Origin of the sequence: Gemmobacter aquaticus (genome assembly GCF_007859075.1) — a bacterium.
In the GTDB taxonomy this organism is placed as follows: Bacteria; Pseudomonadota; Alphaproteobacteria; order Rhodobacterales; family Rhodobacteraceae; genus Gemmobacter; species Gemmobacter aquaticus.
The window spans coordinates 1-23,570 of record NZ_VOAK01000020.1; the positions used below are offsets into that span (position 1 = coordinate 1).

The window sequence follows — 23,570 nt, forward strand, 5'->3', positions numbered from 1 at the left end:
TGAAGGACTCCAAGGTCATCGTCGCCATCAACAAGGACGAAGAGGCCCCCATCTTCCAGGTCGCAGACTACGGCCTCGTCGCAGATCTCTTCACCGCCGTCCCGGAACTCACAGGGAAACTGTGAGGTCTGGGGCTGAGGCTGGTATCATCCGTCGGCAACGTCAAAGCCGCTGGCCCAGACAACCATCCCGGATGCGGTGGCATGGCTTCGGAACATCGCGACATGGTCTGACGTGCGATGTGTTTCGACGGCAGCGGCATCGCGCCATTCCTCTTGGATGACCACGCGGGCGGGTGCGCGGACTGACCTTAGCACCCGATAGGACATGCATCCGGCCTCGGCGCGCGATGCCGCGGCCAGACGGTGCACAGCCTGCAACCCCTCGGCCTCATGCCCGCGGGGCAGGTCGATGATCGCGAGGACGAGAATGGGGAGAGGCGCTGCACCGTTCACGCCTTGCCCCGGATCAAGTCGGCGGCGCGCTCGGCGATCATCACGACCGGTGAGGCGGTATTGCCCGAAACGATGCGTGGCATCACCGAGGCGTCGACAATGCGCAACCCCGCCATGCCGTGAACCCGCAAGGCCGGATCGACGACCGCCATCGCATCATGGCCCATCCGGCAGGTGCCGACCGGGTGAAAGATCGTGGTGGCGATGTCGCCCGATTTCCGCAGCAGCGCCTCATCGGTGTCGAAGCCCGGTCCGGGCAGCCATTCCTGCGGCGAATAGCGCGACAGGGCTTTGGCCGTCATGATCTTGCGGGCCTGCCGGATCGAGGCGAGGGCGATGCGTTTGTCCTCTTCGGTCGACAGGTAATTCAGCCGAATCTCGGGCTGAACCTCTGGATCGGGACCCGTGGCGTGCACATGGCCCACCGAGGTCGGGCGCAGGTTGCACACCGAAACCGTGATGGCCGGAAACGGATGCAGTGGGTCACCCAGCCTGTCGGTCGACAGGGGCTGGACGTGATATTCAAGGTCGGGCGTGTCCTTCTCGGGTCCCGACCGGGTAAACATCCCGAACTGGCTGGGCGCCATGGCCATCGGCCCCGATCTGGTCAGCGCATATTGCGCGGCGATCCTTGCCTTGCCCCACAGCGATCCGGCCATGTCGTTCAGGGTGCGAGCGCCGTGAACCTTGAACACAGTCCTGATCTGTAGATGGTCCTGCAGGTTCTCGCCCACGCCGGGCAGGGCATGAACCGTTGATACTCCGATCGCGGCATGGCGCGCGGGCTGGCCGATGCCAGACAGTTCCAGCAGCTTTGGACTGTTCACGGCGCCTGCCGAAAGGATGACCTCGGCCGAGGCCATGGCATGGAAGGCCTGGTTTCCGACCCGCCATTCGACGCCAGTTGCCCGTCCGCCTTCGCAGCCTATGCGCGAGACGAGTGCATGGGTCACGACGCGCAGGTTGCCTCGTCGCATTGCGGGGCGCAGGAAGCCGCGTGCGCTGCTCCAGCGCAGACCGCTTGACTGGTTGACCTCAAAGAAGCCTGACCCTTCGTTCGAGCCATCGTTGAAATCTGCCCTGGGAAGGATGCCGAATTCCCTTGCGCCCTCCTGCACAGCCCGCAGGATCTCCCAGCTCAACCTTTGCCGGGCCACCCGCCATTCGCCACCGGCACCATGCAGGTCACTTTCCCCGGCCCAGTGGCTTTCAGAACGGCGGAAATAGGGCAGCACATCTTCCCAGCCCCAGCCGACGTTCCCCAATTGCCGCCAGTGGTCATAGTCGGCGGCCTGGCCGCGCATGTAGATCATACCATTGACCGACGAGCATCCGCCCAGGACCTTGCCGCGTGGATAGGCCAGCGAGCGCCCGTTCAATCCGGGCTCGGCGGCTGTCTTCATCATCCAGTCGGTGCGCGGATTGCCGATGCAGTAAAGATAACCCACGGGTATCTGCACCCAGTGGTAGCGGTCCGAGCCGCCGGCCTCGAGCAGGAGCACGCGGTTCTTTCCGTCGGCGGTCAGCCGGTTGGCCAGAACGCAACCCGCCGTTCCAGCCCCGATGATGATAAAGTCGTACTGGCCCTCGTCCTTCATCATAGGCGCATCCCGCTGAGTTCTTCCCAGTAGGGGTCGAGCGCGGATGCCAAGCGCGCCCAAAGCGAAAAGCGGCGGTCAAACACTGCCTTGCTCGACGGATCGGGGAGGACCTGTGCCCGGACCGAGGTCATCGCGAGGACGGCCTCGGCCTCGGTTGCAAAACGGCCGATCCCGACGACCGCTGCAATCGCGCCGCCAAGCGCGCCGGTTTCCTCGGCTTGGCCAAGCGTGACGGGCATGCCAAGGATATCTGCCATCATCTGCGGCCAGATGGCGGAGCGTGTTCCCCCACCCGAGAGGATCACCGTAGTGATCGTGGCGCCCGCTGACCGCAAGGTATCGATGTGGCGGCGATGCTCGAAACAGACGCCCTCGAACAGAGCGCGCAGCACGTGGCCTTCATCATGCCATCCGGCAAGCCCGAAGAAGCCGCCGCGCTGATGGGCGCCATCGCGTCCGCCGTAGAGGAAGGGATGGAACATCGGATCATCCGGCGCAACCGCGCCTTGCCCGACAAGCCGGTTTACCAGACCAAAGGGATCATCGTGGTGCCCACCCCGCTCGATAAAGCTGCGGACATACCATTCAAGATTGGCGGCCGAAGTCGCGCTGTTGTCCATGCTGGAATACTGGCCGGGACCAAAGGCCGTCGCCATGAACACGCGCGGGTCGTGCAAGGGGCGGTTGGTGAAAACCTGATTGATCGACCAGCTGCCCAGAACGATCGAAGCTGCGCCGGCCCCGATGGCGCCAGAGCCGAGCGCCGAGGCGATGACGTCGAAATACCCCGCAATCACCGGAATACCGGGGCGCAGGCCGGTGACCTTTGCAGCCTCTGATGTGACAAGGCCCACAGTGTCAGTCGGCTGGCAGAGCCGGGGCAGCAGATCCATGGCGTCATCCAGGCCATAAATCGCCATAAGCTCTGCGTCATACTGCGTCTCGGGCAGGCGCAGAAGCCCCGCGCCCGACATGTCGGAGACCTCGGTCGCCCGCGCGCCGGTGAGGTGCATCCCGATGATATCCTTCGCAAAACAAAGTGTTCCGGCGCGGGAATAGGTCTCGGGCTGGTTGGCCTTGAGCCAGGCCAGAAGCACCGGCGTTTGCGAGGGCCAGGGCTGCTGAAGGCAGATGTCGTAAAGCGCAGCCCCCCGTGTGGCAGCCAGATCGGTCGCAAGCTGCGCGGCACGGCTGTCGAGCGACTGGATCCCCAGAAGCGGCGCGCCTTGCTTGTCGAGAAGATAGAGGCCATTCCCGTGACCGGCGAGCCCGATGGCCACGATGCGTTCCGCCGCAACGCCAGCAGAGGCCAGACAACCAGAGATCGCAGCGCAAGCATTGCGCCACAATTCGGCCACCGGGCGCTCGACCATGCCGGGCGCGGGCTTGATCGTGGTTCCATCCACACCGTGCCGTGCAACTTGCCGCCCGGTTGCGTCAAAGAGCACAGCCTTGACGACCGTGTTGCCGATGTCGATGCCCAGGATCAGATCACCCTGCATGATTGTAGATCTCCCATGCCTCGGCGCCACTCGCGCGGTCGTGGATGATGGCCATCAGGGCTGCGACAACGGCCTGCGGGTTGGCGTGCTGATAGATGTTGCGACCATAGACCAGTCCGCGCGCACCCTGCGCGATCAAGGCTGCGGACTTCTCCAGCACAATGCGCAAGTCTTCCTTGCCGCCACCACGTGCCAGAACAGGAACCCGCGCGGCCTCAATGACCTTGTGAAAGTCGTCGGCGTTTGTCGTGGGGTCAGCCTTGATGATGTCCGCCCCCATTTCGGCTGCGACGCGCACAAGCGTCACGATCTTCTCTGCGTCACCATCCACCTGATACCCACCGCGTATGTCATTGGGCAGCATGACCAGCGGCTCGATCATCAGCGGCATTCCGTATCTTGTGCAATCTGTCCGCACCCTTGCGATGTTGCGCACACATTGGCGGAACAGGTCAGGCTCGTCTGGCAGCATGAAGAGATTGACGACCACGCAGGCGGCGTCCATCTCGACTGCCGGCAGGACGGGATCGTCACATTGCAACTCGGCCCACATGACGCGATGGCGTGACGCATTGTATGGATTGCCCATATCCAGACGCATGACGAGCGCCGGCTTTTCGTGGTCGGGTCGCGATTGCAGCAGATCGGCTTGCCCGTAGGACATCTGGATCGCGTCCGGGCCTGCATTGACCAGCATATCGACCACAAGCCCCATATCCTCCAGCCCGTTCAGGAAGCTTGGTTCGTTGCAGACGCCATGGTCAATGGCGACGTCAAGGCAGCCGCCACTCTTGAATAGCCGGTTCATTCTGGCCTTGCTGGAAATCTTCATGTCATGCACCCGTTTGAGGGGTCAGGCTGACCCCATGGAAAGTGTTGAGGTCGTCGAGGAAGCGCGCCGTTTCCTGTGCGCGCTCGGTGTCGGACCAGCCAAGTTCTTGCGCCATGATCCGGCTGACGGCGTCAATCAGCGGCAACGACAGCTCACCCCGGATCGCGCAGGGGCTGCGGCGTTGAAGGACATCAGCCAGACGAAGGGCGTGCTCTTCCCGCATGAAGCGGATCACCTCGCGCCCGGTCAGTTGGGTTCCGGGCAGCGCTGCATCCGGCCCCTCTGCACAGAACCGCGCGACGCTGAATGCGCCCGCGCCATAGAGATCGACCAGATGGTTGGCGCGCTCGGCGCCCAGCTTGAATTCAGCAGCCAGTCGATCCCGGGTGGTTGCGTCGAAACCTGCACCACCCCCGATGCGCAGGTCGCGCGTATTGTGCAGGCGGTTCCGGCCCAACTCCATCAGAGCGAGATCCGCAGCCTCTTCGGCGAAGGCCCGGTAGGTAGTCCATTTACCGCCGATCATGCCGATCTGCGGGATGGGACCGTCAAGCCGCCGCAGAGAATGGCCACGCGAGATGCGCCCGGTAAAGTCGGCATCGCTGAACGGAAGTGGGCGAATGCCGGAATAGCTGTAGACAATCTGTTCCGGTGTGATCGGGATGGTCGGGAACAGGGCGCTCAGTGCGCCGAGGATATAGTCACGCTCTTCGGTCGTGCAGGCCGTGCGTCCGGGGGCGGATACGCGCAAGTCCGTTGATCCGGCAAGCACGCGACCGAGGTAGGGAAAAACGATGCAGACCCGCCCGTCGCCATGTTCAAAATATGCCATGTGGCCGCCAAGCGCCTGCATCAGCGCCGGATTGTCGAGGATCAGGTGCGATCCCTTGGTGCCCGACACCATGCGCTTCTGCAGCCTCGCGCCAAGCGTTTCGGCAGCCTGATCCACCCAGGCCCCTGTGGCGTTGACGATGACCTTTGCAGTGACCTCGATCCGGGCGCCGGTGGGGGCGTCGCGCAGCAGCAGCCGTCCGCCCTCCATCCGTATCTCGGCATGGTTCAGCGCAATCGCCTGCCGTGACGCGGTGATGGCGTCGTTGATCAGTTCGATGCCCAGCCGTTCAGGATATGTGATCCAGGCATCGTGATAGGTCGCTGCGGCCAGTATGCCTGGGGGAAGGGCGGGCCAGCGCGCATGCGCCGCGCCGCGCCCCATGAAACGATGCCGGGGAAGCTTGCGGTGTCGACCGGTGATGGCATCGTAGAGGACGAGGCCGATCTTGATGGGCAGAGCCCCACGAGGTCGGGGACGACCGGTAAACCCGAACAGGCCAAGCGCCGCGTTGGCAATACCTGAAAACACATGCGATATCGGAATGACCGTCGGCAAGGGGCGCACCATATGAGGGGCGTTTTCAAGCAGGCGGTCGCGCTCCTGAAGGCTCTCTCGCACCAGTCCGACCTCGGCATTTTCCAGGTAGCGCAAACCGCCGTGGATCATGCGCGAGGGTGCCGATGAGCAGCCGGAACAGAAATCGCCCTTTTCGACCAGAAGCACCCGCAGCCCCTGAAGTGCGAGGTCCCGGAATACGCCGATCCCGTTGATCCCGCCGCCGACCACGACCGCGTCAAAGGCGGGGTCGGCCGTGATCAGGTCCAGTTTGTTTTGCCGGCAGATTGGCATGACGTCTCCGTTTGCGGAGGCACGCCCCGCAGCATTGAGATCCGGATCGGGTGTCGAAGTTTAGCTACGGGTCATTGGCAGGTTAGCGGCGACAGCCTGGGTGATGGCGGCGACCTCGCTATCGCTGAGCTGCAGTTCGCCGGCCCGCGCATTCTCTCGCGCTTGTTCGGGATTGCGCGCGCCGCAAAGCGCGAAGGTCAGTCCCGGCTGGGCAAGCGTCCAGGCGATAACGATCTGGGCAGGGCTTGCGCCATGTCCCTCGGCGATGGGTCTAACGGTCTTCATCACCTCTTCCACCCGAAGCCGGTTCTCGACCGAAAAGCGCGGATCATTCTTGCGCTGATCGTCACCGGTGAAGACACGGTCTGCCGGGATGCGCCCCGACAGAAGGCCAAGGGACAGAACCGAATACCCCATGACCGAGATACCGGATTCTCGGCAGACCGGCAGATGGCTCTCCTCGATGCGGCGGGACAGCATTGAATACTCTTCCTGAACCGCCGCGATTCCGCCGGCCTGCTGATAGGCGTTCAGATCCGCGGGACTGGTGTTTGAGGCAGCAAAGGCAAGGATCTTTCCCTCGGCCTGCAACGCTTTCAGGGTGTCTACCGTCTCGGCGATCGGGGTTGACGGGTCCTGCCAGTGGGTGATGTAGAGGTCGATCCGATCGGTTCGCAGACGGCGCAGGCTCAGTTCGACCTCATGTCGGATGGCCGCCCCGGAAAGGTCGCGGTGTACCGGCAGATCGGCCTGCGTGAAGAAATAGGGCCCGCGCTGCTCATGCCAGACAAGGCCGCATTTGGTGGCCAGAACCACCCCGTCGCGCCGCCCGTCAATGGCGCGGCCAACCACCTCTTCGGCATGGCCCAGACCATAGGCGGGGGCGGTGTCGATCAGTGTGATCCCTGCGTCCAGGCCTGCGCGGATGGCGTCCTCTGCGGCAGCGTCATCCGTGCCGCCCCACATCCACCCACCGATCGCCCAAGTGCCCAGCCCCACGGCCGAAGCCTGAATGCCGGTGCCGCCGATTTCCCTTTTCAGCATTTGGCTCATGCCGGCTCTCCCTTGATTTCCAGAACGTCTTTTGCGGTCTCCTCATCGGTGACCAGTGTCGAGATGTATCCGCCCCGCAGAACGGACCGCAGCGGCCCGACCTTGTCTTCGCCCGCAGCCACAGCGATGACGCGGTCGCAATTGCGCAGCTCATCGGGGCGCAGGGCGACAAGGCGCTGGTTCAGCGCAAACCTTGCAACCTGACCGCGATCATGCACCAGATGGCCCAGGAATTCGGCCATGACCCCAAGTCCGGGAAGCATGGCCCGGTCCGGGGCCGAGAGCGGGTGCAAGTCAAAGTAGGACGACCCCGGCGTCGTGATCGAGCCGACGCCGACAAGGCAGGTGGTGGCGCGGCGCCCAAGATCCAGAACCTCTTTCACCGCGCCCATCTGCATCAGCATGTCACGCTGCTCGGCGCGCTCGGCAAAGAGCGGGGCGTGAAGTTGCAGCGACTGCCCGCCCAGCCGTTCTGCCAGGCGCGAGGCCAGATGATTGACGTCCGTGTGGTATTTGCCCTGCACCCCGCCTGTCAGCGGAACCACCTGCACGTCGATCGGGCGTTCGACAGTGAGCGCATCGACCACCGCAGCTACGGCCTTCCCGCCCGAAATCCCCAAGACATCTCCGTCGCGCAACGTCTCTGTCAGGTGCGCGGCCGCTGCCAGACCCACCTGCGACAGGCGGGTGTTGTCGTTCTCTGAAACTGTCGGCGAAACGATTGCTGCTTTCACAAGGCCGGTAGCGATCAGTTGCTTTTCAAGCTCCATCAAACGCTGGAAGGGCGTCTCGATGCTGATCTTGACCATGCCGGTACGGCGGGCCAGTGCGATGATCCGATTGACCTTGGATGTCGAGAGGTTCATCTCGTCGGCGATTTCCGCCTGTTTGTGCCCCTCGATGAAGTGGCGCACGAGAACCGCATAGGTCTGGCGCATAATTGCAAAGTCATTGGTCCCGTCAGTCATGCTCGTCCTCCCGCGGCGCGGCGCTTCACGAGGTAATGGTCAAAGGTCACGGCGGCCAGAAGGATGGAGCCGCGGATAATGTCCTGCCAGTAGACCGAAACGTTGAGCAGTGCGAGAGACGAGGAGACGAGCGACAGAAGCACCGCGCCGAGGATCGCGCCGAGGATCGAGCCTTTGCCGCCCGAGAGGCTTGCCCCGCCGATCACTGCTGCGGCGATCACGTTCAGCTCCATTCCAACCCCAAAGGTCGGTTGTGCTGATCCGAAGCGGGCCATGTAGATGATCCCGGCCACACCGCAAAGCGTTGAGCACAGCATGGTCGTCAGGAACAGGACACGCTTGGTGCGAATGCCCGAATAGGCGGCGGCGCGTTCATTGCTTCCCGTGTAGAAAACCTTCCGGAAGGCCGTTGTGCGCCGTAAAAGGAAGTCAAAGACGACAACGGTGACCAGAAAGACCACGATTGCGACGGGAATGGGGCCGATGGAGCCGATACCGATCCACTTGAAACTGTCGGGAAGTTCAAAGAGCCCAAGGGGACGCCCACCTGTGCCCAGCAGGCATAGTCCCCGCGCGATGACCATTGCGGCCAGCGTGACGATGAAGTGGTGCAACCCCACGACCGTCACGAAGAAGCCCATGATTGCGCCTATCCCCGCACAGGCGGCAATGGCGATCAGCGAGGCAATCCAGGGGTTGACCCCGGCAAGGAACAAAAGCCCCGCGATCACCATTGCAAGCGCCGTGACAGATCCCACCGAAAGATCAATCCCGCCGGAAATCAGCAGGATCGTCATGCCGACCACCACGATGGCCTCGACCGAGAACGCCATCGCCATGGCGCGCATGTTCGTCCATGTCAGAAAATGCGGCGAGGCGAATGTCATGGCCAGAAAGAGCACCATGATGATCAGCACAAGCCCGGTTTCACGCGCCCCGAAGAGTCGGGAAAGCAGCGATTGATGTTGAGTGGTCGCAATCATCCTCAGGTCCTTTTCCCTGCGCCTGCACCGGGTGCGGCAAGGGTCATGATGTTCTTTTCGGTCAGGTCTTCGCCGGACAACTCTCCCGTCAGATAGCCCTCGCTGACGACAAGGACGCGGTCGCACAGGCCGATCAGTTCGGGCATCTCGGACGAGATAACCACGATGCCCACGCCCTGTTCGGCGAGGTTGCGCAGGATCGCATGGATTTCAGCCTTGGCGCCGACGTCGACACCGCGGGTCGGCTCGTCCAGAAAGATCAATCGGGGGTGGACGGCCAGAAGCTTGGCGAGTGCGACCTTCTGCTGGTTGCCGCCCGAGAGGCTGGCCACACGGTGGGCCATGCTTGCAGCTTTGAGGCGCAGGGTTTCCCCGATCTCCTGCGCCATCCCGGCCTCGCGGCGCTTGTCGATCACGCCAAACCTGCCCGCAACGCGCCGCAGGTCAAGCGCCGAGACATTGGCCGCGATCGAGAGGTCAAGAAACACGCCATCTCCCTTGCGGTCCTCTGACAGGTAGACCACGCCTTTGGAGATGCAGTCGGCATAGTCCCTGAGGGTGACAGGCTCCCCTTCAAGGTGAACGCAGGCTTTGGCATCCCCCTCAAGCCGCGTGATCCCGCGGGCGATCTCGGTGCGTCCCGCGCCGATCAGACCCCCGAAGCCCAGGATCTCGCCCCGGTAGACCGAGAAGGACACATCCCTGAAACAGTGCCCAGAGGCGTTCTCGACGCGCAGAATCTCGGCCTGCCGAGGGCCTGATAGCTTGGGGGGGTAGAGTGTATCGAGCTTGCGACCCACCATGGCATTGACCACATCGGCCGGTGTCACGTCGGATGTATCGGCCGTCATCACGTGCTGACCGTCGCGCATCACCGTAACGCGCTGACAATTCTCAAAGATTTCGGCCATGCGGTGGGAGATGTAGATGATGCCGATGCCCCGTGCCGCCAGATCACGCATGATCGAGAACAGCTTTTGCGCCTCGTGTTCGGTCAGTGCAGCCGTCGGTTCGTCAAAAATGAGGATCCGGCAGTTCAAGGTCAGCGCCTTGGCGATCTCGACCAGTTGTTGCTGCGAGATGGAAAGCGCGCCCGCCGGAAGTCTGGGGTCAATGTAGGCAAGGGGGGCGAGGACTTCTTGTGCGGCGGTCACGAGTGCATGCCCCTCCATCAGCCTGCGCCGCGACTGTGCGGTCCGGGCCATGAAGATATTCTCGGCCACCGAAATCTCGGGGCACAGCGCGATTTCCTGATGGACGAAACCGATGCCCAGCCCCTGCGCCACAGCGGGGCTGTCGACGCTCACGGGCTGACCGTCGATCAGGATCTCTCCGGCATCAGGCTGAAGGATGCCATCGACAATGTTCATCAGTGTGGACTTCCCGGCACCGTTCTCGCCGGCAAGTGCATGGATTTCACCGGCCCGAAGCTCCAGTTGCCCCGAGCGTAGCGCACGGACCGCCCCGAAAGACTTGGAGATATCGCGAAGCTGCAGCAGGGGCTCGGGTGACATGATGACCATTGGTTGATGTGAGATGGGCGACTGGTCGGACGAGGGTCCCCGCTGCTGTCCGCAGCGGGGCTGCGGATTCAGTTCCGGCCTTCCATGTACTTCTCGAGAACAAAGCTCTCGGCGTTCTCTTTGGTGATCACGGCAAAGCCGTTGTCGACGAAGGGGATCTGCATCGGGTTGTAGCCTGCGGTCTTGTAGTCATTGAACGGGTCGATTGCGTCGGGATGTGCCCCGAGGAAGGTGTTCATGAACCCGACAAACCCTTGAATCCCTTGGTTCGGGTTCAGCGCCATGTGGATGTTGCCGGCCTTGATCTCTTCCAGCGTGGTGGGCGAGATGTCGGCGTGGATGATCATGGGCTTCTTGCTGGCGGCCTTGGCAGCGGCAACCGCCCCTTCGGCCGAACCCGACTCGGGGATCCAGAGCGCCGCAAGGTTGGGGTTGGCCTGAAGCATGGCAGACACGGCGGTAAACGCTGCGTTCGGGTCCTGGTTAGTGGCCTGCCGCCCGACGAGCTTCATGTTCGGGTAGTTCTTCTCCATATAGGCGATCAGCGCCGTTACGCGCAGGTCGTGGTTCGACTGGCCTGGGTTTTCCAGCACCGCATATTCCGCGCTGTCGCCCACGGTCTTGACGATCTCTTCGGCGGCGAATTTCGCCTCGGCCAGATTGTCAGAGGTGATGTAGGCGGTCCGCTTCGACTTGGGCGAGTCTGCAGCAAAGGTCGTGACCGAGATCCCCGCATCGACCGCGCGGTTGATCGGATCGATGAAGGGGTCCGCCTGCATCGGGTGAAGCAGGATGCCCTTCGGGCTGGTTACCAGATCCTGCTCGAACGAGGCGATCTGCTTGGTGATGTCGTAGTCGGGCGTGCCCGAGAACACGGCCTCGCAGCCAAAAGCCTCGGCGGCCTGCTTGAAGCCCTGGAACACCGGAACCCAATAGGGGTGCCCCATGACCATCACGTTCATCACATAGGTTTCGCCCGGTTCACAGCGCAGTGTGTCCTGTGCAAGGGCAGCCTGACTTGCCCCCAAAATCGCGATGGCGGAGGTGCCGCCGAGCACAAGTGCCTTCAGGTTGTTCATCTGTTCCTCCCGTTTTTGAGGGGCTTGGCGCCCATTCTGCAATTTGTCGCGCGTCTCGCAATAGATTGCAGAATCGACATAGCAGTCGAAGAAGCGTTGGGTCAAAGCCATTCTATTTTTCTATCACAAAGTGAAATTAATTTCATTAGATCGGGGTTGTCTGGCGGTGTCCGCATGAAAAAAGGCCGCCCGAAGGCAGCCTTGGTGGGACATTGATGGACGATGAGTCGGCGGACCGGATCTGCAAATAACGCCTGTCACCGGACACTGGATTTTCTGCCAGTAACCATCCCCGTGGGCATTCACAGATAATGCGTCAGATCAGCTTCCCGATCTCTTCAGCGCTAAGCACCTTGCCGCTCGAGACGACTCTCTCGTCGATGACGAGGCCAGGTGTGGACATGACGCCATAGGCTGCGATCTCGGCAAAGTCGGTCACCTTGACGATTTCGGCCTGCTTGCCGACGGCGGCGGCTGCCGATCGCGCATTCTCGGCGAGCGTCAGGCATTTCTTGCAGCCAGAACCGAGGATCTTGATGATCATGTCGTCTCCTTTTCAGACGAAAAGCGGGGTGATGGCGTTGAACAGAAAGCCGATGGCAAGGATGCCAAGGGTGACAACGCCGACGAAGGTGAACAGAAGGGGCAGTCGCACCACCCGTTTCAGCATGATCAACGAGGGCAGCGAGAGGGCCGTGACGGCCATCATGAAGGCGAGAACCGTGCCAAGACCCACGCCCTTGGCGACCAGCGCCTCGGCAATCGGAAGCGTGCCAAAGATATCGGCGTAGATCGGAATACCGATCAGTGTCGCAACCGGAACCGCCCACCACTTGTCCTGCCCCAGAAGGGTGGCGATCGCCTCTGCCGGGATCCAGTTATGGATCGCCGCGCCAATGGCGACGCCCACCAGCACATAGGGCCAGACGCGGTGGATGATGTCGCCGACCTGATCGCGGGCATAGGCCAGACGCTCGGTGCGGGTCATGCGCGGGATCTCGGCGCCAACTCGGGCGGCGCGGGCGAATGTGGCCACCTGATCTTCCATCTGCAGCCGCCCGATCACCGTGCCGCCAATGACGGCGACCACAAGCCCTGTCGCAACATAGGTCAAGGCGATCGGCCAGCTGAAGATGGAGGCCAGCAGGATCACGGATGCCAGATCGACCAACGGGGACGAGATCAGAAAGGAAAACGTCACGGCCAGCGGCAATCCGGCTGCCGTGAACCCGATGAACAGCGGGATCGACGAACAGGAACAGAAGGGGGTCAGTGTGCCCAGAAGTGCGGCGAGGATGTTCGCACCAATCCCCGAGCGCCCTCCGAGGATCGCGCGGGTCCGCTCGGGCGGGAAGTGGCTTTGGACATATGAGATCGCAAAGATCAGGACCGACAGCAGGATGAAGATCTTGATCACATCATAGACAAAGAACTGCACCGATCCGCCAATGCGCGAAGCGGGGTCGAGTCCAAGGCTGGTGATGCCCGCCCGGACCAGATCATCCAGCCAGACCATGCGAAGGAACTGGTCGTTCATCCCAGAAAAGACGTTCATGCAGTCTCCGGTTTGGCCAGAGCATCCTGTTCGGGGCGCGCGAATATGCGGCTGGTAGCCATCTTTTGCACCTTTTTCGGTCAGGTGAAGCTGCGCATGTCTCTGACGTCTCGGCGTTGATCTGCGTCAACCGGGCCACGGGAATATGCACCGATGTCTGGATGGCATCCCCCTTGACCTTTAATTTCCATAAAACTAGAAATATCGAAAATGGAGTCGGCGCATGGATATTGATCAGGCAGCCTCACGACTTGCCGCGCTTGGCAATCCGACGCGGTTGCGGCTTTATCGGCTGCTCGTCCGGGCAGGTGACGCAGGGCTTTCGATGGGGCGAATTCAAGAGAGTCTGGGGATTCCCGGCTCGACCCTTTCGCATCATTGCCGTGCGCTTGTGCAGGTCGATCTCATCCATCAGGAGAGGGTTGGCACATCGTTGATTTGCCGCACCAACTATCCCGTCATGCGCGGGCTGATCGACGATCTGCAAGCGGAATGCTGTGTGGATGCCTGTTGCACGGCGCCGTGACGCAGGCGTTCTGGTGCGAAATATCATTGTTTTCATCACAGGGGGACGGGATGGAAAAGGTCGTGGCAATTCTCGGGGCTGGGCCGGTTGGCCTCGCGGCGGCAGCCCATGTGCTTGAGCGGGGGATGCAGCCGCTGATCCTTGAACAGGGCGATGAGGTTGGACATGCGGTGCGGGAATGGGGCCATGTGCCGATGTTTTCAAACTGGCGCTACAACATCGATGCGGCAGCGGCGCGCCGGCTTCTGGCGACCGGCTGGGCGCCGCCCGACGATGGGGCACATCCGACAGGTGCCGATCTGGTCGATCACTACCTCGTGCCGCTCGGCCTGTCCCTGCGGCCTTGGTTGCGTCTGGGTCGGCGGGTGGTGGCTGTGTCCCGTGACGGGGTGGATAAGGTCAAGGACGCGGGGCGCGCAGCGGCTGCGTTCGTGATCGAGACAGAGGGCGCCGCAGGGGCAGAGCGCCATCGCGCCGATGCGGTCATCGATACGACCGGCACCTGGTTTCAGCCCAACCCCGGCGGTGCCGGGCGCCCCGTTCCCGGTGAGGTGGGGCACCCGGCCATCCGCTATGGAATGCCCGATGTTCTGGGCCGTGATCGTGCGCGCTATGCAGGCAAGCGCGTTGCCGTTTTGGGAGGTGGTCATTCCGCGATCGGAACGCTGATTGCCTTGTCGGATTTGCCGGGTGCGTCCCCGATCTGGCTGTGCAGGGCTGCGGGCATCGCGCGGGCCTTGGGCGGGGGGGCCGCCGATCAGCTTTCTGCGCGCGGCGCATTAGGCAGCGATACAGCCCGGCTGGTTCAAAGCGGGCGCGTCCGGCTGGAAACCGGATTTCACCTGTCGGCGATCGATGACGTGACGCCGCTTGCCGCCATTTCGACCGACGGCCGCCGCGTCGAGGTGGACGAACTGATCATTGCGACAGGCTTTCGGCCCGATCTTTCGATCCTGCGCGAACTGCGCGTGACGCTGGATCCGGCGCTGGAATCTCCGCCCGCGCTGGCCCCGCTTATTGATCCCAACCTGCATTCCTGTGGCACCGTCCGACCCCACGGCGCGGCAGAGCTTGCCCATCCTGAGCCGGGATTCTACATCGCCGGCATGAAGTCCTATGGCCGTGCGCCGACCTTCCTTTTGGCGACGGGGCATGAACAGGTCCGCTCCATCGTCGCGGCCATTGCCGGTGATCACGCTGCCGCCGCGCGTGTTGAGCTTGTGTTGCCGGAAACTGGTGTTTGCTCTGGCTCCGGACCACAGGTCGCAGATGTCGGGTCCGGCTGTTGCGGTGGGCCTGCCGTGGCGCACGCCGATGCCTGCTGCGCCGCAGATGAGACTGCACGGGACAACGGCGCCTCCGGGTACGGATGTGCCGGGACGGCCGGACCTGCCAAGACCCCGGCATGCTGCTGACATTGCCGCAGGCCCGGCGCGGCTGGATCGTGATGGCGCTAGGGACAGCCCAGACTGTCGGCTGGGCCTCAAGCTATTACCTTCCTGCCGTTCTTGCGGCACCGATGGGGGCCAGCTTTGGCCTGTCGCCGGTTTGGGTTTTCGGGGCGTTCTCGATGGCGATGGTGGTCTCGGCCATGGTCGGCCCTTGGGCGGGCGGACGCATTGACCGGATCGGCGGGCGCGGCATTCTGATGCTGTCCAACCTCGTCTTCGCCTGCGGTTTGGCTATGCTGGCCGTCGCGCCATCGGCGGCAGTTCTGTTTCTCGCTTGGGCGGTAATCGGGCTGGCTATGGGCATGGGGCTTTATGAGGCGGCTTTTGCCACGCTTGCGGGTATCTATGGGCGCGAGGCGCGAGGGCCCATGACCGGCATCACCCTGATCGCCGGATTTGCGAGCACGGTCGGGTGGCCGCTGTCGGGCATGATGCTGACGCATCTGGGCTGGCGCGAGGCCTGCACGGGCTGGGCGTTGCTGCATCTGTGCCTTGCCTTGCCGCTGAATGCACTTTTGCCCAAGGGGGCCGAACGGATTGCAGCGCTGCCCACCGCCCCGGAAGCTGGTGGTCCGCCGCCGCCACGCCTTGCTCTGTGGTTGCTGGCCTTCGTATTTGCCGCAACCTGGTTCAATTCGACCGCCATGGCGGCACATCTGCCGGGACTGCTGCAGGCTGCCGGTGCGACCCCTGCGGTCGCGATTGCAGCGGGCGCCCTGATTGGCCCGGCGCAGGTTGCGGCGCGGGTGCTGGAGTTCGGGCTGCTCCGCCGCTTCCACCCGCTCGCCTCGGCCCGGCTCGCCGCCGCCGCGCATCCGATGGCTGCACTGTGCCTGATGGCCTTTGGCGGACCGGCCGCCTATGCCTTTGCCGTTCTGCACGGGGCGGGGAACGGGATACTCACCATCGCCAAGGGCACACTGCCGCTCGCGCTGTTCGGGGCGGCGGGCTATGGTGCACGGCTTGGCTGGCTGAATGCGCCTGCCCGTGCGGTGCAATCGGCCGCACCGCTGATCTTCGGCGCAGCATTGGCGGCCTGGGGCCTCTCGGCGGTCTGGCTGACAACGGGGATTGGGATTTTGGCAATGGCGGCGCTTCTTCTGCTGAAGCGACGCTGAGCGATAATGGCTTGATCAGGATCCGTACGAACTCGGGTTTGACCGAGAGACAGCGGTGGCCCCCGTGGTGTGGCACTTGCGCAGGCAGCGGACATGCAAAGGGTCGGGGGTTTCCCGCCCGACCCTCGCTTCCGTGAAGCGGTACTGGGGATACCAGCTTCACTGAACTGTCGTACCTTTTACACCACCGAACAAGATTCGATCAAATCATCATGCCTAACTGTGCGATGTGTTTCGCACGAGGGCAAGGCCGCGAACGAAAATGAACTGCGAAGCCCGGCGCCATCTGCGACGCCGGGCTTCGGAAGAAGGTAAAGTGGTGTGTTGTCAGATGTTTTCGGCCTGGGGCATGCCCAGAACGTGGAATCCGCCATCCACAAGGATAATCTCGCCCGTCGTGCAGGCACCGTGGTCCGAGCAGAGCCAGACCGCCGTGCCGCCGATGCAGTCGAGCGTTGCATTGCTGCGCAGGGGGGCATTGGCTTCCGTGTGGCGATAGGTCGCGCGCGCGCCGCCGATTGCAGCGCCGGCCAGCGTCTTCATCGGTCCGGGCGAGATGGCGTTGACGCGGATGCCCTGAGGGCCGAGGTCGTTTGCCAGATAGCGCGTGGCGCTTTCCAGTGCGGCTTTGGCCACACCCATGACGTTGTAATTGGGGGTTACCCGGTTTGATCCCTGGAACGTCAGGGTGATCAGGCTGCCGCCATCGGGCATCAGTTCTGCCGCGCGGCGGCTGACATCGATGAACGAGAAGCACGAGATATCCAGCGAGTTGCGGAAATTCCCACGCGAGGTGTTGATGAAGCGCCCCGTCAACTCGTTCTTGTCGGAAAACGCGATGGCATGCACAAGAAAGTCGAGCTTGCCCCAACGCTCTTTCAGTGCGCCAAAGCAGGCATCGAGGCTTTCATCGCTGGTCACGTCGACATCGACGAGGAAATCCGACCCCACACTGGCTGCGAGCGGCTCGACCCGCTTGCCGAACGCCTCGCCCTGATAGGAGAACGCAAGCTCCGCGCCTTCGGCAGCCAAGGCCTTGGCGATACCCCAGGCGATGGATTTTTCGTTGGCGACGCCCATCACAAGCCCGCGCTTGCCTGCCATCCATCCGGCCATTCCGGCTCTCCCAGCAATAGAATTATGTGTCAAAACGGGGCCTTGTGGCCCCGTAACTCGGGCTTAGCCCAGAAATTTGCTCATGACCAGCGTCGCATTGGTTCCGCCAAAGCCAAAGCTGTTCGACAGAACCGAATCCATTCCCACATTCTCGCGCAGGGTGGTCGCGATCTCTTCGGGCTTCAGCTCAGGGTCAAGCTGGGTCACATTGGCCGAGGCGGTGATGAAGTCGCCTTGCAGCATGAGCAGCGAATAGATCGCCTCGTGCACGCCCGTCGCGCCCAGCGAATGCCCGGTCAGCGATTTGGTGGACGAGATCGGCGGTACATTGCCCTCGCCAAAAACGCGGCGCACGGCCTTGACCTCGGTCACGTCGCCTGCCGGGGTCGACGTGCCATGGGCGTTGATGTAGCTGATCTTGCGACCCTCTGGCAGGGTAGAGATCGCAAGACGCATCGAGCGCTCGCCGCCTTCGCCCGAAGGTGCGACCATGTCATAGCCGTCAGAGGTTGCGCCGTAGCCCGTCACCTCGGCATAGATCCTGGCACCGCGGGCAAGGGCATGGCCCAATTCTTCCAGCACGACAACGCCGCCGCCGCCTGCGATGACAAAGCCGTCGCGGGTGGCGTCAAAGGCGCGCGATGCGGTGGACGGGGTGTCGTTGTATTTCGACGACATGGCGCCCATGGCGTCAAAGAGGCAGGACAATGTCCAGTCCAGTTCCTCGCCGCCGCCGGCAAAGACGATGTCCTGCTTGCCCATCTGGATCAGTTCGGTGCCGTTGCCGATGCAATGGGCCGAGGTCGAGCAGGCCGACGTGATCGAATAGTTCACGCCTTTGATCTTGAAGGGCGTCGCAAGGCAGGCCGAGTTGGTCGAGGACATGCCCTTGGTCACGCCGAAGGGGCCGATCCGCTTCGGGCTACCGGTTTCGCGGACAATGTTATGGGCCTTGAAGAAGGATTTGGTGGAAGGCCCGCCTGAACCCACGATGATGCCGGTACGCTCATGCGAGACTTCGGCCGGGGTAAGGCCAGAATCCGCCACCGCCTGCTGCATCGCGATGAAGTTGTACGCGGCGCCATCGCCCATGAAGCGCAGGTCGCGCTTGTCGATATGGTCCTCCAGCACGATCTGCGGCTGGCCATGGACCCGCGAGCGGAAGCCGTGCTCGGCATATTCCGGGGCGAATACAATGCCCGACTTGCCCGCGCGCAGGCTTGCTTCCACTTCGGCAGCATTGTTGCCGATGGGCGAGACGATGCCGATCCCGGTGATGACGACGCGACGCATGGGATGCTCCTTTAATCCGGGGTCAGCTGGCCGAAAGGGCCACCTTCATGTCTGTAACCTGATAGATGACTTCGCCATCCGCCTCGACGATGCCGTTGGCGACGCCCATGGTCAGGCGGCGGGTCTGCACGGCCTTGGTAAAATCGACCTTGTAGGTCAGCATCTTGCGGTCGGGGCGCACCATACCCGTAAGCTTTACCTCGCCCACGCCAAGCGCGTATCCGCGACCTTCCCAGCCACGCCAGCCAAGGTTGAAGCCGGTCAGTTGCCACAGGCCATCAAGCCCGAGGCAACCCGGCATGATCGGGTTGCCGGGGAAGTGGCATTCAAAGAACCACAGGTCGGGCGTGATGTCGAATTCTGCAACCACATGGCCCTTGCCGTGCAGGCCGCCATCGCCCGAGATTTCGGTGATGCGGTCCATCATCAGCATGGGCGGTGCCGGAAGCTGCGCATTGCCCGGCCCGAACAGCTCGCCGCGCGCGCATTTCAAAAGGTCTTCCTTGCTGAAACTCGTCGGATATGCCGCCATCTGGCCTTAACCCCCCAATGATCTTCCGTTCCCTCTATCACCCCGGTCTTGGGCGTGGCAAGGGCGGGGCGTGCGCCCGGCATTGCCTTGCTGGGGGAAAAGCGGTGCTCAGCCTGCACCGCCGCGCGCCTGCCGCGCGCCTGTGTGGCTCTCGTTTCGGCGGAATAGCGTTTGAAACTTGCGCCCGCGCGTCCTACATTCACCTTTACTTTGGAACAGAGGCGAAGATGGACGTTAAGGCTCTGGAAACAGCGTCAGGATCGGTGGATGAACGTGCGGTCGAGCGCGCGTCGAGCTGGCTTGCGCGTGGCGGGCTGCGGCCAACGCGACAGCGTCTGGCGCTGGCGACGCTGCTGGTGGGCGATGGCGAGGACCGCCATGTGACCGCCGAAAGCCTTTACGCAGCCTCGGTCAGCGGGGATGAGAAAGTGAGCCTCGCGACAGTTTACAACACCCTTCGCGCCTTTTGTGACGCGGGCCTTATGCAAGAGGTGGTGGTGGACGGATCGAAGGGCTACTTCGATACCCGCATGGATGATCACCCGCATTTCTTCTGGGAAGACACGGCCATGCTCACCGACGCGCCTGCCGATCAGCTGACCATTGCGCATCTGCCCGACGCGCCCGAAGGAACCGAGATCTCGCGCGTTGATGTCGTGATCCGCCTGCGCCGGACACCGCCGCAGGCGTGAGCGGCAGACGAGGTCAAAGACCAGGCAAAAGCTGCGTCAGCCCACGCGGGCCAAAATCGGTGCCGTTTTTCGGGCCGAAGCGAAAGTCGAGACCAAGCCGCACATAGACCTCGGCATCGTCGCCCAGAAGATCCGCGTCGCCGCTCAGTGCGCCAAGCTCGACCGAGGCTGAGCTTCCGGTGCCGAACCTGTAGCTTCCGTTGATGCCATAGCGGGTCATCGACAGGTCAGAATCGAGATCGGCATGATCAAGTCGCCCGCCGACCCAGATGGTGTCATCCATCACCGGCATCTCGCCCGAGACGCCCAGCACGAAGCCATCGCTATCCGCCCGGTCGGCGTATTGCAGATAGCCTTCCATGCTGCCCATCCCGACCTCGCGCCCATATTCGAGACCGATGTGTCGCACCGAGCTGCCTGCAAAGCTGTCAACCCCAAGGAAGGCACCGGCCGAGCTCATCCCGTCGATATCGGCGATCCCGTGCAGGGTGCCGGTGATCGCGGTTTCGCCAACCTCGTTCAGGCGGTGGAGGCCCAGATCGGTCTGCACAGAGAACATGGGGGTGAGGCCGAATTGCAGCGCCCCTTCAATACCGGCCTTGGCATAGTCGGTGTCGTCGGTGAAAGCTGAATACTCAAGGCCGACACGACCGCCAATCATCTCGGCCTGCGCCGTCGGGGCCATAAGCGCGATCAGCGCACTGGTCAGGGCAGCGGTCAGCGGAAGGGCAGGGGTGCGCGACATCGGATACCTCGGGTCAATCGGTTGCCTGTGCGTGACGAGCCGCAGCGGGCGGAAGTTGGGGCCTCGTCCCCCCTTCAAAGTCATTGCAGCGTGCAAGCCGCGCGAAATCTGGTGCCGATGAAGCAGGAATGATGCCCGACACGACCGCGCTGTGGCGGAAGTGGTGCGGTGTCCTGTGAATGGGCGTTTCGCCCTGCTGCTCGGCTGGCCTTTGGCCTTGTTGAGCGCAAGGATAGCCGCCGAGCTGCCGCTTGCCTAGTCGGTTTCCAGCATCTGGCGTGTTCCCGCCGATACGACCGCCAGATATCGTGTGGCGTGGTGCTCAGAACCACTGGCCGGGTTCGATCAGGCCGAGGTCCATCAATTGCTGGCTGTGCCAACTGAACTTGGCCGAATTGCGCCAGCGAAAGGTCCGGATCGCTGACCGCGAGCCCGGGTTGGTGCGCAGGGCCTTGGCCGTGCGAAAGGAACACAGCGCCGCTGTCAGGTTATGGTGCCAGGGACAGGACACGGTGTTGTATTCGGCGTCGTCAAAGGTGAAATCGGGGCGAAGCTCCAGCCCCCGGCGATTGCGGAACAGCGCGATGCGGTCGATCTTGCGCCGTGTCCACGGGATATGCTCTTCAAACCGCCAGCGCAGGCCGCCGAAGAAATCGAACTGGCGTTCCAGCACCTCCCAGTTGCGGGCAGGGTCTTTCCGCGCCAGCGCGTAATATCCCGACCGGTCCAGATGGGCGTCGGCAACCGAAACCGCATTGGTGTGCTGTTCAAGGTCGGCGGCATAAAGGTCAATGACATAGGTCAGCATCGCATCGCGCCGCTCTTCGGTGTGGAAGGCAAGCAGGTCGCGCGCGCTGCGGGTCTCGCAGAAGGGAAAGAACAGGTACTCGGCGTTGTAGCAGTAGTGCAGCCATATTCCTTCGGGCAGGGCGGCGCTGATGCGGTTGACGGCCTTTTGCAGCGCGTTTTCCTGATAAACGTCAAATGTGATGCGGTGGATGCGCGGTGCCAACGCCTCGTCCAGCGACAGATCGGCGGGGGCGAGCAAAAGGACCGGTCGAAAGCCGAAAGAGTGCAGCCGCTCCAGCGTTCCGGAAAGCTCGACTTCATCTTCCGCCATGACGATAGCTACCGGTCCCTTTGCGCCACGGGCCTCGGGCGTTGCCGCGAAATCCTCGATGCTCTGGTGCTTCATGTCGGGTGCCGTCCTGCCTGTCTTTCGGCGCAAGTTCTGCCAAGGCGGCCCGCTTTGCAAGGCGCTCGCGGGCTTTGTTGCGCCCGCCCGCCCGTTCGGGTAGAACGCGCGCTGATCCAGTGAGGCCCCCATGACCGACACGCCGTCCACGACTGCGCCCAAAAAGCTGTTCATCAAGACCTACGGGTGCCAGATGAACGTCTATGACAGCGAGCGTATGGCCGAAGCGCTTGGCGCGAAGGGCTATGTCACCACCGAGGTGGCCGAAGAGGCCGATATGGTGCTTCTGAACACCTGCCACATCCGCGAGAAGGCGGCGGAGAAGGTCTATTCCGACCTTGGCCGCCTGCGTCCGCTGAAGGCGGCAAACCCCGACCTGAAGATCGGTGTCGCGGGCTGCGTGGCGCAGGCCGAAGGCGAAGAGATCCTGCGGCGGATGCCGCTTGTCGATCTGGTGGTCGGGCCGCAGAGCTATCATCGGCTGCCCGAGATGGTGGAGGCCAAGGGCCGGGTGATCGACACCGACTTTCCCGAGGAAGACAAGTTCGACCATTTGCCCGAACGCAAGGCCCTGCGCGGGCCGACCGCGTTTCTGACGGTGCAGGAGGGCTGCGACAAGTTCTGCGCCTTTTGCGTAGTGCCCTATACACGCGGCGCCGAAGTCAGCCGTCCGGCCAGCCGTCTTCTGGCCGAGGCGCGCGATCTGGTCAGCCGCGGCGTGCGCGAGATCACGCTTCTGGGCCAGAACGTGAACGGCTATCACGGTGAGGGCCCGAGCGATCTGGGCGGTGGCACATGGGGGCTTGGCCGTCTGATCCGCGAGCTGGCCGCGATCGATGGGGTAGAGCGGCTGCGCTATACCACCAGCCATCCCAACGACATGGATGATGACCTGATTGCCGCCCATGCCGAGGTGCCGCAACTGATGCCCTATCTGCATCTGCCGGTGCAATCGGGCAGTGACCGCATCCTCAAGGCGATGAACCGCAAGCATACGGCCGAGCAATACCTGCGTCTGATCGAGCGTATTCGCGCTGCGCGGCCCGACATCCTGCTGACCTCGGATTTCATCGTGGCCTTCCCCGGCGAGACGGATGCCGATTTTGAGGACACGATGAACCTGATCCGCGCGGTGGGGTATGGCGCGGCCTTCAGCTTCAAGTACTCAGCCCGCCCCGGCACGCCGGCGGCGGAAAAGCCTGAACTGCCGGCCGAGGTTGCGGACGCGCGTCTGCACACCCTGCAGGCGCTGATCCTTGAGCAACAGCGCGCCGCGCAGGCTGCCATGGTGGGGCGAGAGGTCGGGGTGCTGTACGAAAAGGCGGGGCGGCTGCCCGGTCAGATGGTGGGCAAGTCCGACCACCTGCATGCCGTTCACGTCTATGACCCGACTGGCAAGGTGGGGGAACTGGTTCGCGTGCGGATTGCGGCCTCGGCGCCGAACTCGCTTGGGGGCGAGAGAATCAGGGCCTGATGACGTCAGGGAAGTCTTTGGCCTTGTCGCACGCGCCGGGCCGAAGTTGTGGAACTGCACGGATTTATCCACAATATTTGGGGCCGTTTGGCGCCTGCATACCTCATTTGCCTTTACTTGCGCGTGGGCGATCCTAAAAGCTGACAAAATTGCAGGCCGCCCGCTGCCGGGGTGGCCATGGTTATGGGTTGGA

Annotated in this window: 22 protein-coding genes and 1 pseudogene; 6 read left to right on the forward strand and 17 right to left on the reverse strand. The window is 62.9% G+C overall.

Annotated features, from left to right (window positions below):
• A pseudogene (locus FQU74_RS09705) lies at positions 1 to 125 on the forward strand (electron transfer flavoprotein subunit alpha/FixB family protein); the annotation flags it as partial.
• Positions 126 to 146: 21 nt separating this feature from the next.
• Here the strand turns inward: FQU74_RS09705 and FQU74_RS09710 are convergent.
• The 12 genes from FQU74_RS09710 to FQU74_RS09765 all read right to left on the reverse strand — a co-directional run bounded on the left by FQU74_RS09710 (position 147) and on the right by FQU74_RS09765 (position 13,235).
• The gene (locus FQU74_RS09710; protein WP_146286278.1) at positions 147 to 455 is read right to left on the reverse strand and encodes a putative quinol monooxygenase; all 309 of its coding nucleotides are present in this window, start codon (positions 453 to 455) and stop codon (positions 147 to 149) included.
• On the reverse strand, positions 452 to 2,053 hold the full coding sequence (locus tag FQU74_RS09715; RefSeq protein WP_146286635.1) for a GMC family oxidoreductase: 1,602 nt from the start codon (positions 2,051 to 2,053) through the stop codon (positions 452 to 454). The genes FQU74_RS09710 and FQU74_RS09715 overlap by 4 nt, the downstream gene beginning before the upstream one ends.
• Positions 2,053 to 3,558: an FGGY-family carbohydrate kinase gene (locus tag FQU74_RS09720; RefSeq protein WP_146286279.1), complete on the reverse strand. Its 1,506-nt coding sequence runs from the start codon at positions 3,556 to 3,558 to the stop codon at positions 2,053 to 2,055. Before FQU74_RS09720 ends, FQU74_RS09715 begins: the two co-directional genes overlap by 1 nt.
• On the reverse strand, positions 3,548 to 4,366 hold the full coding sequence (locus FQU74_RS09725; protein ID WP_206665014.1) for a class I fructose-bisphosphate aldolase: 819 nt from the start codon (positions 4,364 to 4,366) through the stop codon (positions 3,548 to 3,550). Before FQU74_RS09725 ends, FQU74_RS09720 begins: the two co-directional genes overlap by 11 nt.
• Positions 4,367 to 4,391: 25 nt before the next feature.
• On the reverse strand, positions 4,392 to 6,074 hold the full coding sequence (locus FQU74_RS09730; protein WP_146286281.1) for a glycerol-3-phosphate dehydrogenase/oxidase: 1,683 nt from the start codon (positions 6,072 to 6,074) through the stop codon (positions 4,392 to 4,394).
• Between the two features lie 60 nt (positions 6,075 to 6,134).
• Positions 6,135 to 7,127 (reverse strand): aldo/keto reductase, encoded by a 993-nt coding sequence (locus FQU74_RS09735; protein ID WP_146286282.1) that lies wholly within the window; start codon positions 7,125 to 7,127, stop codon positions 6,135 to 6,137.
• Positions 7,124 to 8,095, reverse strand: a complete 972-nt coding sequence (locus FQU74_RS09740) for a sugar-binding transcriptional regulator (RefSeq protein ID WP_146286283.1) — start codon at positions 8,093 to 8,095, stop codon at positions 7,124 to 7,126. The genes FQU74_RS09735 and FQU74_RS09740 overlap by 4 nt, the downstream gene beginning before the upstream one ends.
• On the reverse strand, positions 8,092 to 9,078 hold the full coding sequence (locus tag FQU74_RS09745; protein WP_146286284.1) for an ABC transporter permease: 987 nt from the start codon (positions 9,076 to 9,078) through the stop codon (positions 8,092 to 8,094). The genes FQU74_RS09740 and FQU74_RS09745 overlap by 4 nt, the downstream gene beginning before the upstream one ends.
• A gap of 2 nt (positions 9,079 to 9,080) precedes the next feature.
• A complete protein-coding gene (locus FQU74_RS09750; RefSeq protein ID WP_146286285.1) occupies positions 9,081 to 10,592 on the reverse strand; it encodes a sugar ABC transporter ATP-binding protein in 1,512 nt (503 codons plus the stop codon).
• 77 nt (positions 10,593 to 10,669) lie between these two features.
• Entirely contained in the window at positions 10,670 to 11,680 is a 1,011-nt protein-coding gene (locus FQU74_RS09755) for a substrate-binding domain-containing protein (protein WP_146286286.1), read from the reverse strand.
• Positions 11,681 to 11,996: 316 nt separating this feature from the next.
• Complete coding sequence (locus FQU74_RS09760; protein ID WP_146286287.1) at positions 11,997 to 12,224, reverse strand: thioredoxin family protein; 228 nt, start codon at positions 12,222 to 12,224, stop codon at positions 11,997 to 11,999.
• A gap of 12 nt (positions 12,225 to 12,236) precedes the next feature.
• A complete protein-coding gene (locus FQU74_RS09765) occupies positions 12,237 to 13,235 on the reverse strand; it encodes a permease (RefSeq protein ID WP_146286288.1) in 999 nt (332 codons plus the stop codon).
• 223 nt (positions 13,236 to 13,458) lie between these two features.
• Here FQU74_RS09765 and FQU74_RS09770 point away from each other — a divergent pair, with 223 nt between their 5' ends.
• From FQU74_RS09770 to FQU74_RS09780, 3 genes are read left to right on the forward strand one after another with little or no spacing between them, the layout of a single operon-like run.
• Complete coding sequence (locus tag FQU74_RS09770) at positions 13,459 to 13,761, forward strand: ArsR/SmtB family transcription factor (protein ID WP_146286289.1); 303 nt, start codon at positions 13,459 to 13,461, stop codon at positions 13,759 to 13,761.
• A gap of 50 nt (positions 13,762 to 13,811) precedes the next feature.
• A complete protein-coding gene (locus FQU74_RS09775; protein ID WP_146286290.1) occupies positions 13,812 to 15,176 on the forward strand; it encodes an FAD-dependent oxidoreductase in 1,365 nt (454 codons plus the stop codon).
• Positions 15,167 to 16,330: an MFS transporter gene (locus tag FQU74_RS09780; protein WP_146286291.1), complete on the forward strand. Its 1,164-nt coding sequence runs from the start codon at positions 15,167 to 15,169 to the stop codon at positions 16,328 to 16,330. The genes FQU74_RS09775 and FQU74_RS09780 overlap by 10 nt, the downstream gene beginning before the upstream one ends.
• Positions 16,331 to 16,657: 327 nt before the next feature.
• On the opposite strand, the gene FQU74_RS09785 is transcribed toward FQU74_RS09780, so the two are convergent.
• From FQU74_RS09785 to fabA, 3 genes are all read right to left on the reverse strand, one after another.
• On the reverse strand, positions 16,658 to 17,446 hold the full coding sequence (locus FQU74_RS09785; protein ID WP_146286292.1) for an enoyl-ACP reductase FabI: 789 nt from the start codon (positions 17,444 to 17,446) through the stop codon (positions 16,658 to 16,660).
• Between the two features lie 63 nt (positions 17,447 to 17,509).
• Complete coding sequence (gene fabB, locus FQU74_RS09790; protein ID WP_146286293.1) at positions 17,510 to 18,739, reverse strand: beta-ketoacyl-ACP synthase I; 1,230 nt, start codon at positions 18,737 to 18,739, stop codon at positions 17,510 to 17,512.
• 22 nt (positions 18,740 to 18,761) lie between these two features.
• Complete coding sequence (gene fabA / locus FQU74_RS09795) at positions 18,762 to 19,271, reverse strand: bifunctional 3-hydroxydecanoyl-ACP dehydratase/trans-2-decenoyl-ACP isomerase (protein WP_146286294.1); 510 nt, start codon at positions 19,269 to 19,271, stop codon at positions 18,762 to 18,764.
• Between the two features lie 227 nt (positions 19,272 to 19,498).
• On the opposite strand from fabA, the gene irrA reads away from it, so the two are divergent.
• Positions 19,499 to 19,963: an iron response transcriptional regulator IrrA gene (irrA, locus tag FQU74_RS09800; RefSeq protein WP_146286295.1), complete on the forward strand. Its 465-nt coding sequence runs from the start codon at positions 19,499 to 19,501 to the stop codon at positions 19,961 to 19,963.
• 13 nt (positions 19,964 to 19,976) lie between these two features.
• Here the strand turns inward: irrA and FQU74_RS09805 are convergent, their stop codons facing one another.
• Complete coding sequence (locus tag FQU74_RS09805; protein WP_146286296.1) at positions 19,977 to 20,708, reverse strand: hypothetical protein; 732 nt, start codon at positions 20,706 to 20,708, stop codon at positions 19,977 to 19,979.
• 322 nt (positions 20,709 to 21,030) lie between these two features.
• Positions 21,031 to 21,903 carry a hypothetical protein gene (locus FQU74_RS09810; RefSeq protein ID WP_146286297.1) on the reverse strand — a complete coding sequence of 291 codons (873 nt, stop codon included), beginning with the start codon at positions 21,901 to 21,903 and terminating at the stop codon, positions 21,031 to 21,033.
• 130 nt (positions 21,904 to 22,033) lie between these two features.
• On the opposite strand from FQU74_RS09810, the gene miaB reads away from it, so the two are divergent.
• Positions 22,034 to 23,377 (forward strand): tRNA (N6-isopentenyl adenosine(37)-C2)-methylthiotransferase MiaB, encoded by a 1,344-nt coding sequence (gene miaB, locus FQU74_RS09815; RefSeq protein WP_146286298.1) that lies wholly within the window; start codon positions 22,034 to 22,036, stop codon positions 23,375 to 23,377.
• Positions 23,378 to 23,570: the final 193 nt, after the last annotated feature.

What these genes read in the sequence shown, in the direction of transcription:
- FQU74_RS09760 (WP_146286287.1), bottom strand. Translation starts at nt 12,224, where the DNA reads ATGATCATCAAGATCCTCGGTTCTGGCTGCAAGAAATGCCTGACGCTC.
- FQU74_RS09730 (WP_146286281.1), bottom strand. Translation starts at nt 6,074, where the DNA reads ATGCCAATCTGCCGGCAAAACAAACTGGACCTGATCACGGCCGACCCC.
- miaB (WP_146286298.1), top strand. Translation starts at nt 22,034, where the DNA reads ATGACCGACACGCCGTCCACGACTGCGCCCAAAAAGCTGTTCATCAAG.
- FQU74_RS09780 (WP_146286291.1), top strand. Translation starts at nt 15,167, where the DNA reads ATGCTGCTGACATTGCCGCAGGCCCGGCGCGGCTGGATCGTGATGGCG.
- fabB (WP_146286293.1), bottom strand. Translation starts at nt 18,739, where the DNA reads ATGCGTCGCGTCGTCATCACCGGGATCGGCATCGTCTCGCCCATCGGC.
- FQU74_RS09740 (WP_146286283.1), bottom strand. Translation starts at nt 8,095, where the DNA reads ATGACTGACGGGACCAATGACTTTGCAATTATGCGCCAGACCTATGCG.
- FQU74_RS09765 (WP_146286288.1), bottom strand. Translation starts at nt 13,235, where the DNA reads ATGAACGTCTTTTCTGGGATGAACGACCAGTTCCTTCGCATGGTCTGG.
- FQU74_RS09755 (WP_146286286.1), bottom strand. Translation starts at nt 11,680, where the DNA reads ATGAACAACCTGAAGGCACTTGTGCTCGGCGGCACCTCCGCCATCGCG.
- FQU74_RS09805 (WP_146286296.1), bottom strand. Translation starts at nt 20,708, where the DNA reads ATGTCGCGCACCCCTGCCCTTCCGCTGACCGCTGCCCTGACCAGTGCG.
- FQU74_RS09750 (WP_146286285.1), bottom strand. Translation starts at nt 10,592, where the DNA reads ATGTCACCCGAGCCCCTGCTGCAGCTTCGCGATATCTCCAAGTCTTTC.
- FQU74_RS09775 (WP_146286290.1), top strand. Translation starts at nt 13,812, where the DNA reads ATGGAAAAGGTCGTGGCAATTCTCGGGGCTGGGCCGGTTGGCCTCGCG.
- FQU74_RS09785 (WP_146286292.1), bottom strand. Translation starts at nt 17,446, where the DNA reads ATGGCCGGATGGATGGCAGGCAAGCGCGGGCTTGTGATGGGCGTCGCC.
- FQU74_RS09770 (WP_146286289.1), top strand. Translation starts at nt 13,459, where the DNA reads ATGGATATTGATCAGGCAGCCTCACGACTTGCCGCGCTTGGCAATCCG.
- FQU74_RS09720 (WP_146286279.1), bottom strand. Translation starts at nt 3,558, where the DNA reads ATGCAGGGTGATCTGATCCTGGGCATCGACATCGGCAACACGGTCGTC.
- FQU74_RS09715 (WP_146286635.1), bottom strand. Translation starts at nt 2,053, where the DNA reads ATGAAGGACGAGGGCCAGTACGACTTTATCATCATCGGGGCTGGAACG.
- FQU74_RS09810 (WP_146286297.1), bottom strand. Translation starts at nt 21,903, where the DNA reads ATGAAGCACCAGAGCATCGAGGATTTCGCGGCAACGCCCGAGGCCCGT.
- FQU74_RS09725 (WP_206665014.1), bottom strand. Translation starts at nt 4,366, where the DNA reads ATGAACCGGCTATTCAAGAGTGGCGGCTGCCTTGACGTCGCCATTGAC.
- irrA (WP_146286295.1), top strand. Translation starts at nt 19,499, where the DNA reads ATGGACGTTAAGGCTCTGGAAACAGCGTCAGGATCGGTGGATGAACGT.
- FQU74_RS09745 (WP_146286284.1), bottom strand. Translation starts at nt 9,078, where the DNA reads ATGATTGCGACCACTCAACATCAATCGCTGCTTTCCCGACTCTTCGGG.
- FQU74_RS09735 (WP_146286282.1), bottom strand. Translation starts at nt 7,127, where the DNA reads ATGAGCCAAATGCTGAAAAGGGAAATCGGCGGCACCGGCATTCAGGCT.
- fabA (WP_146286294.1), bottom strand. Translation starts at nt 19,271, where the DNA reads ATGGCGGCATATCCGACGAGTTTCAGCAAGGAAGACCTTTTGAAATGC.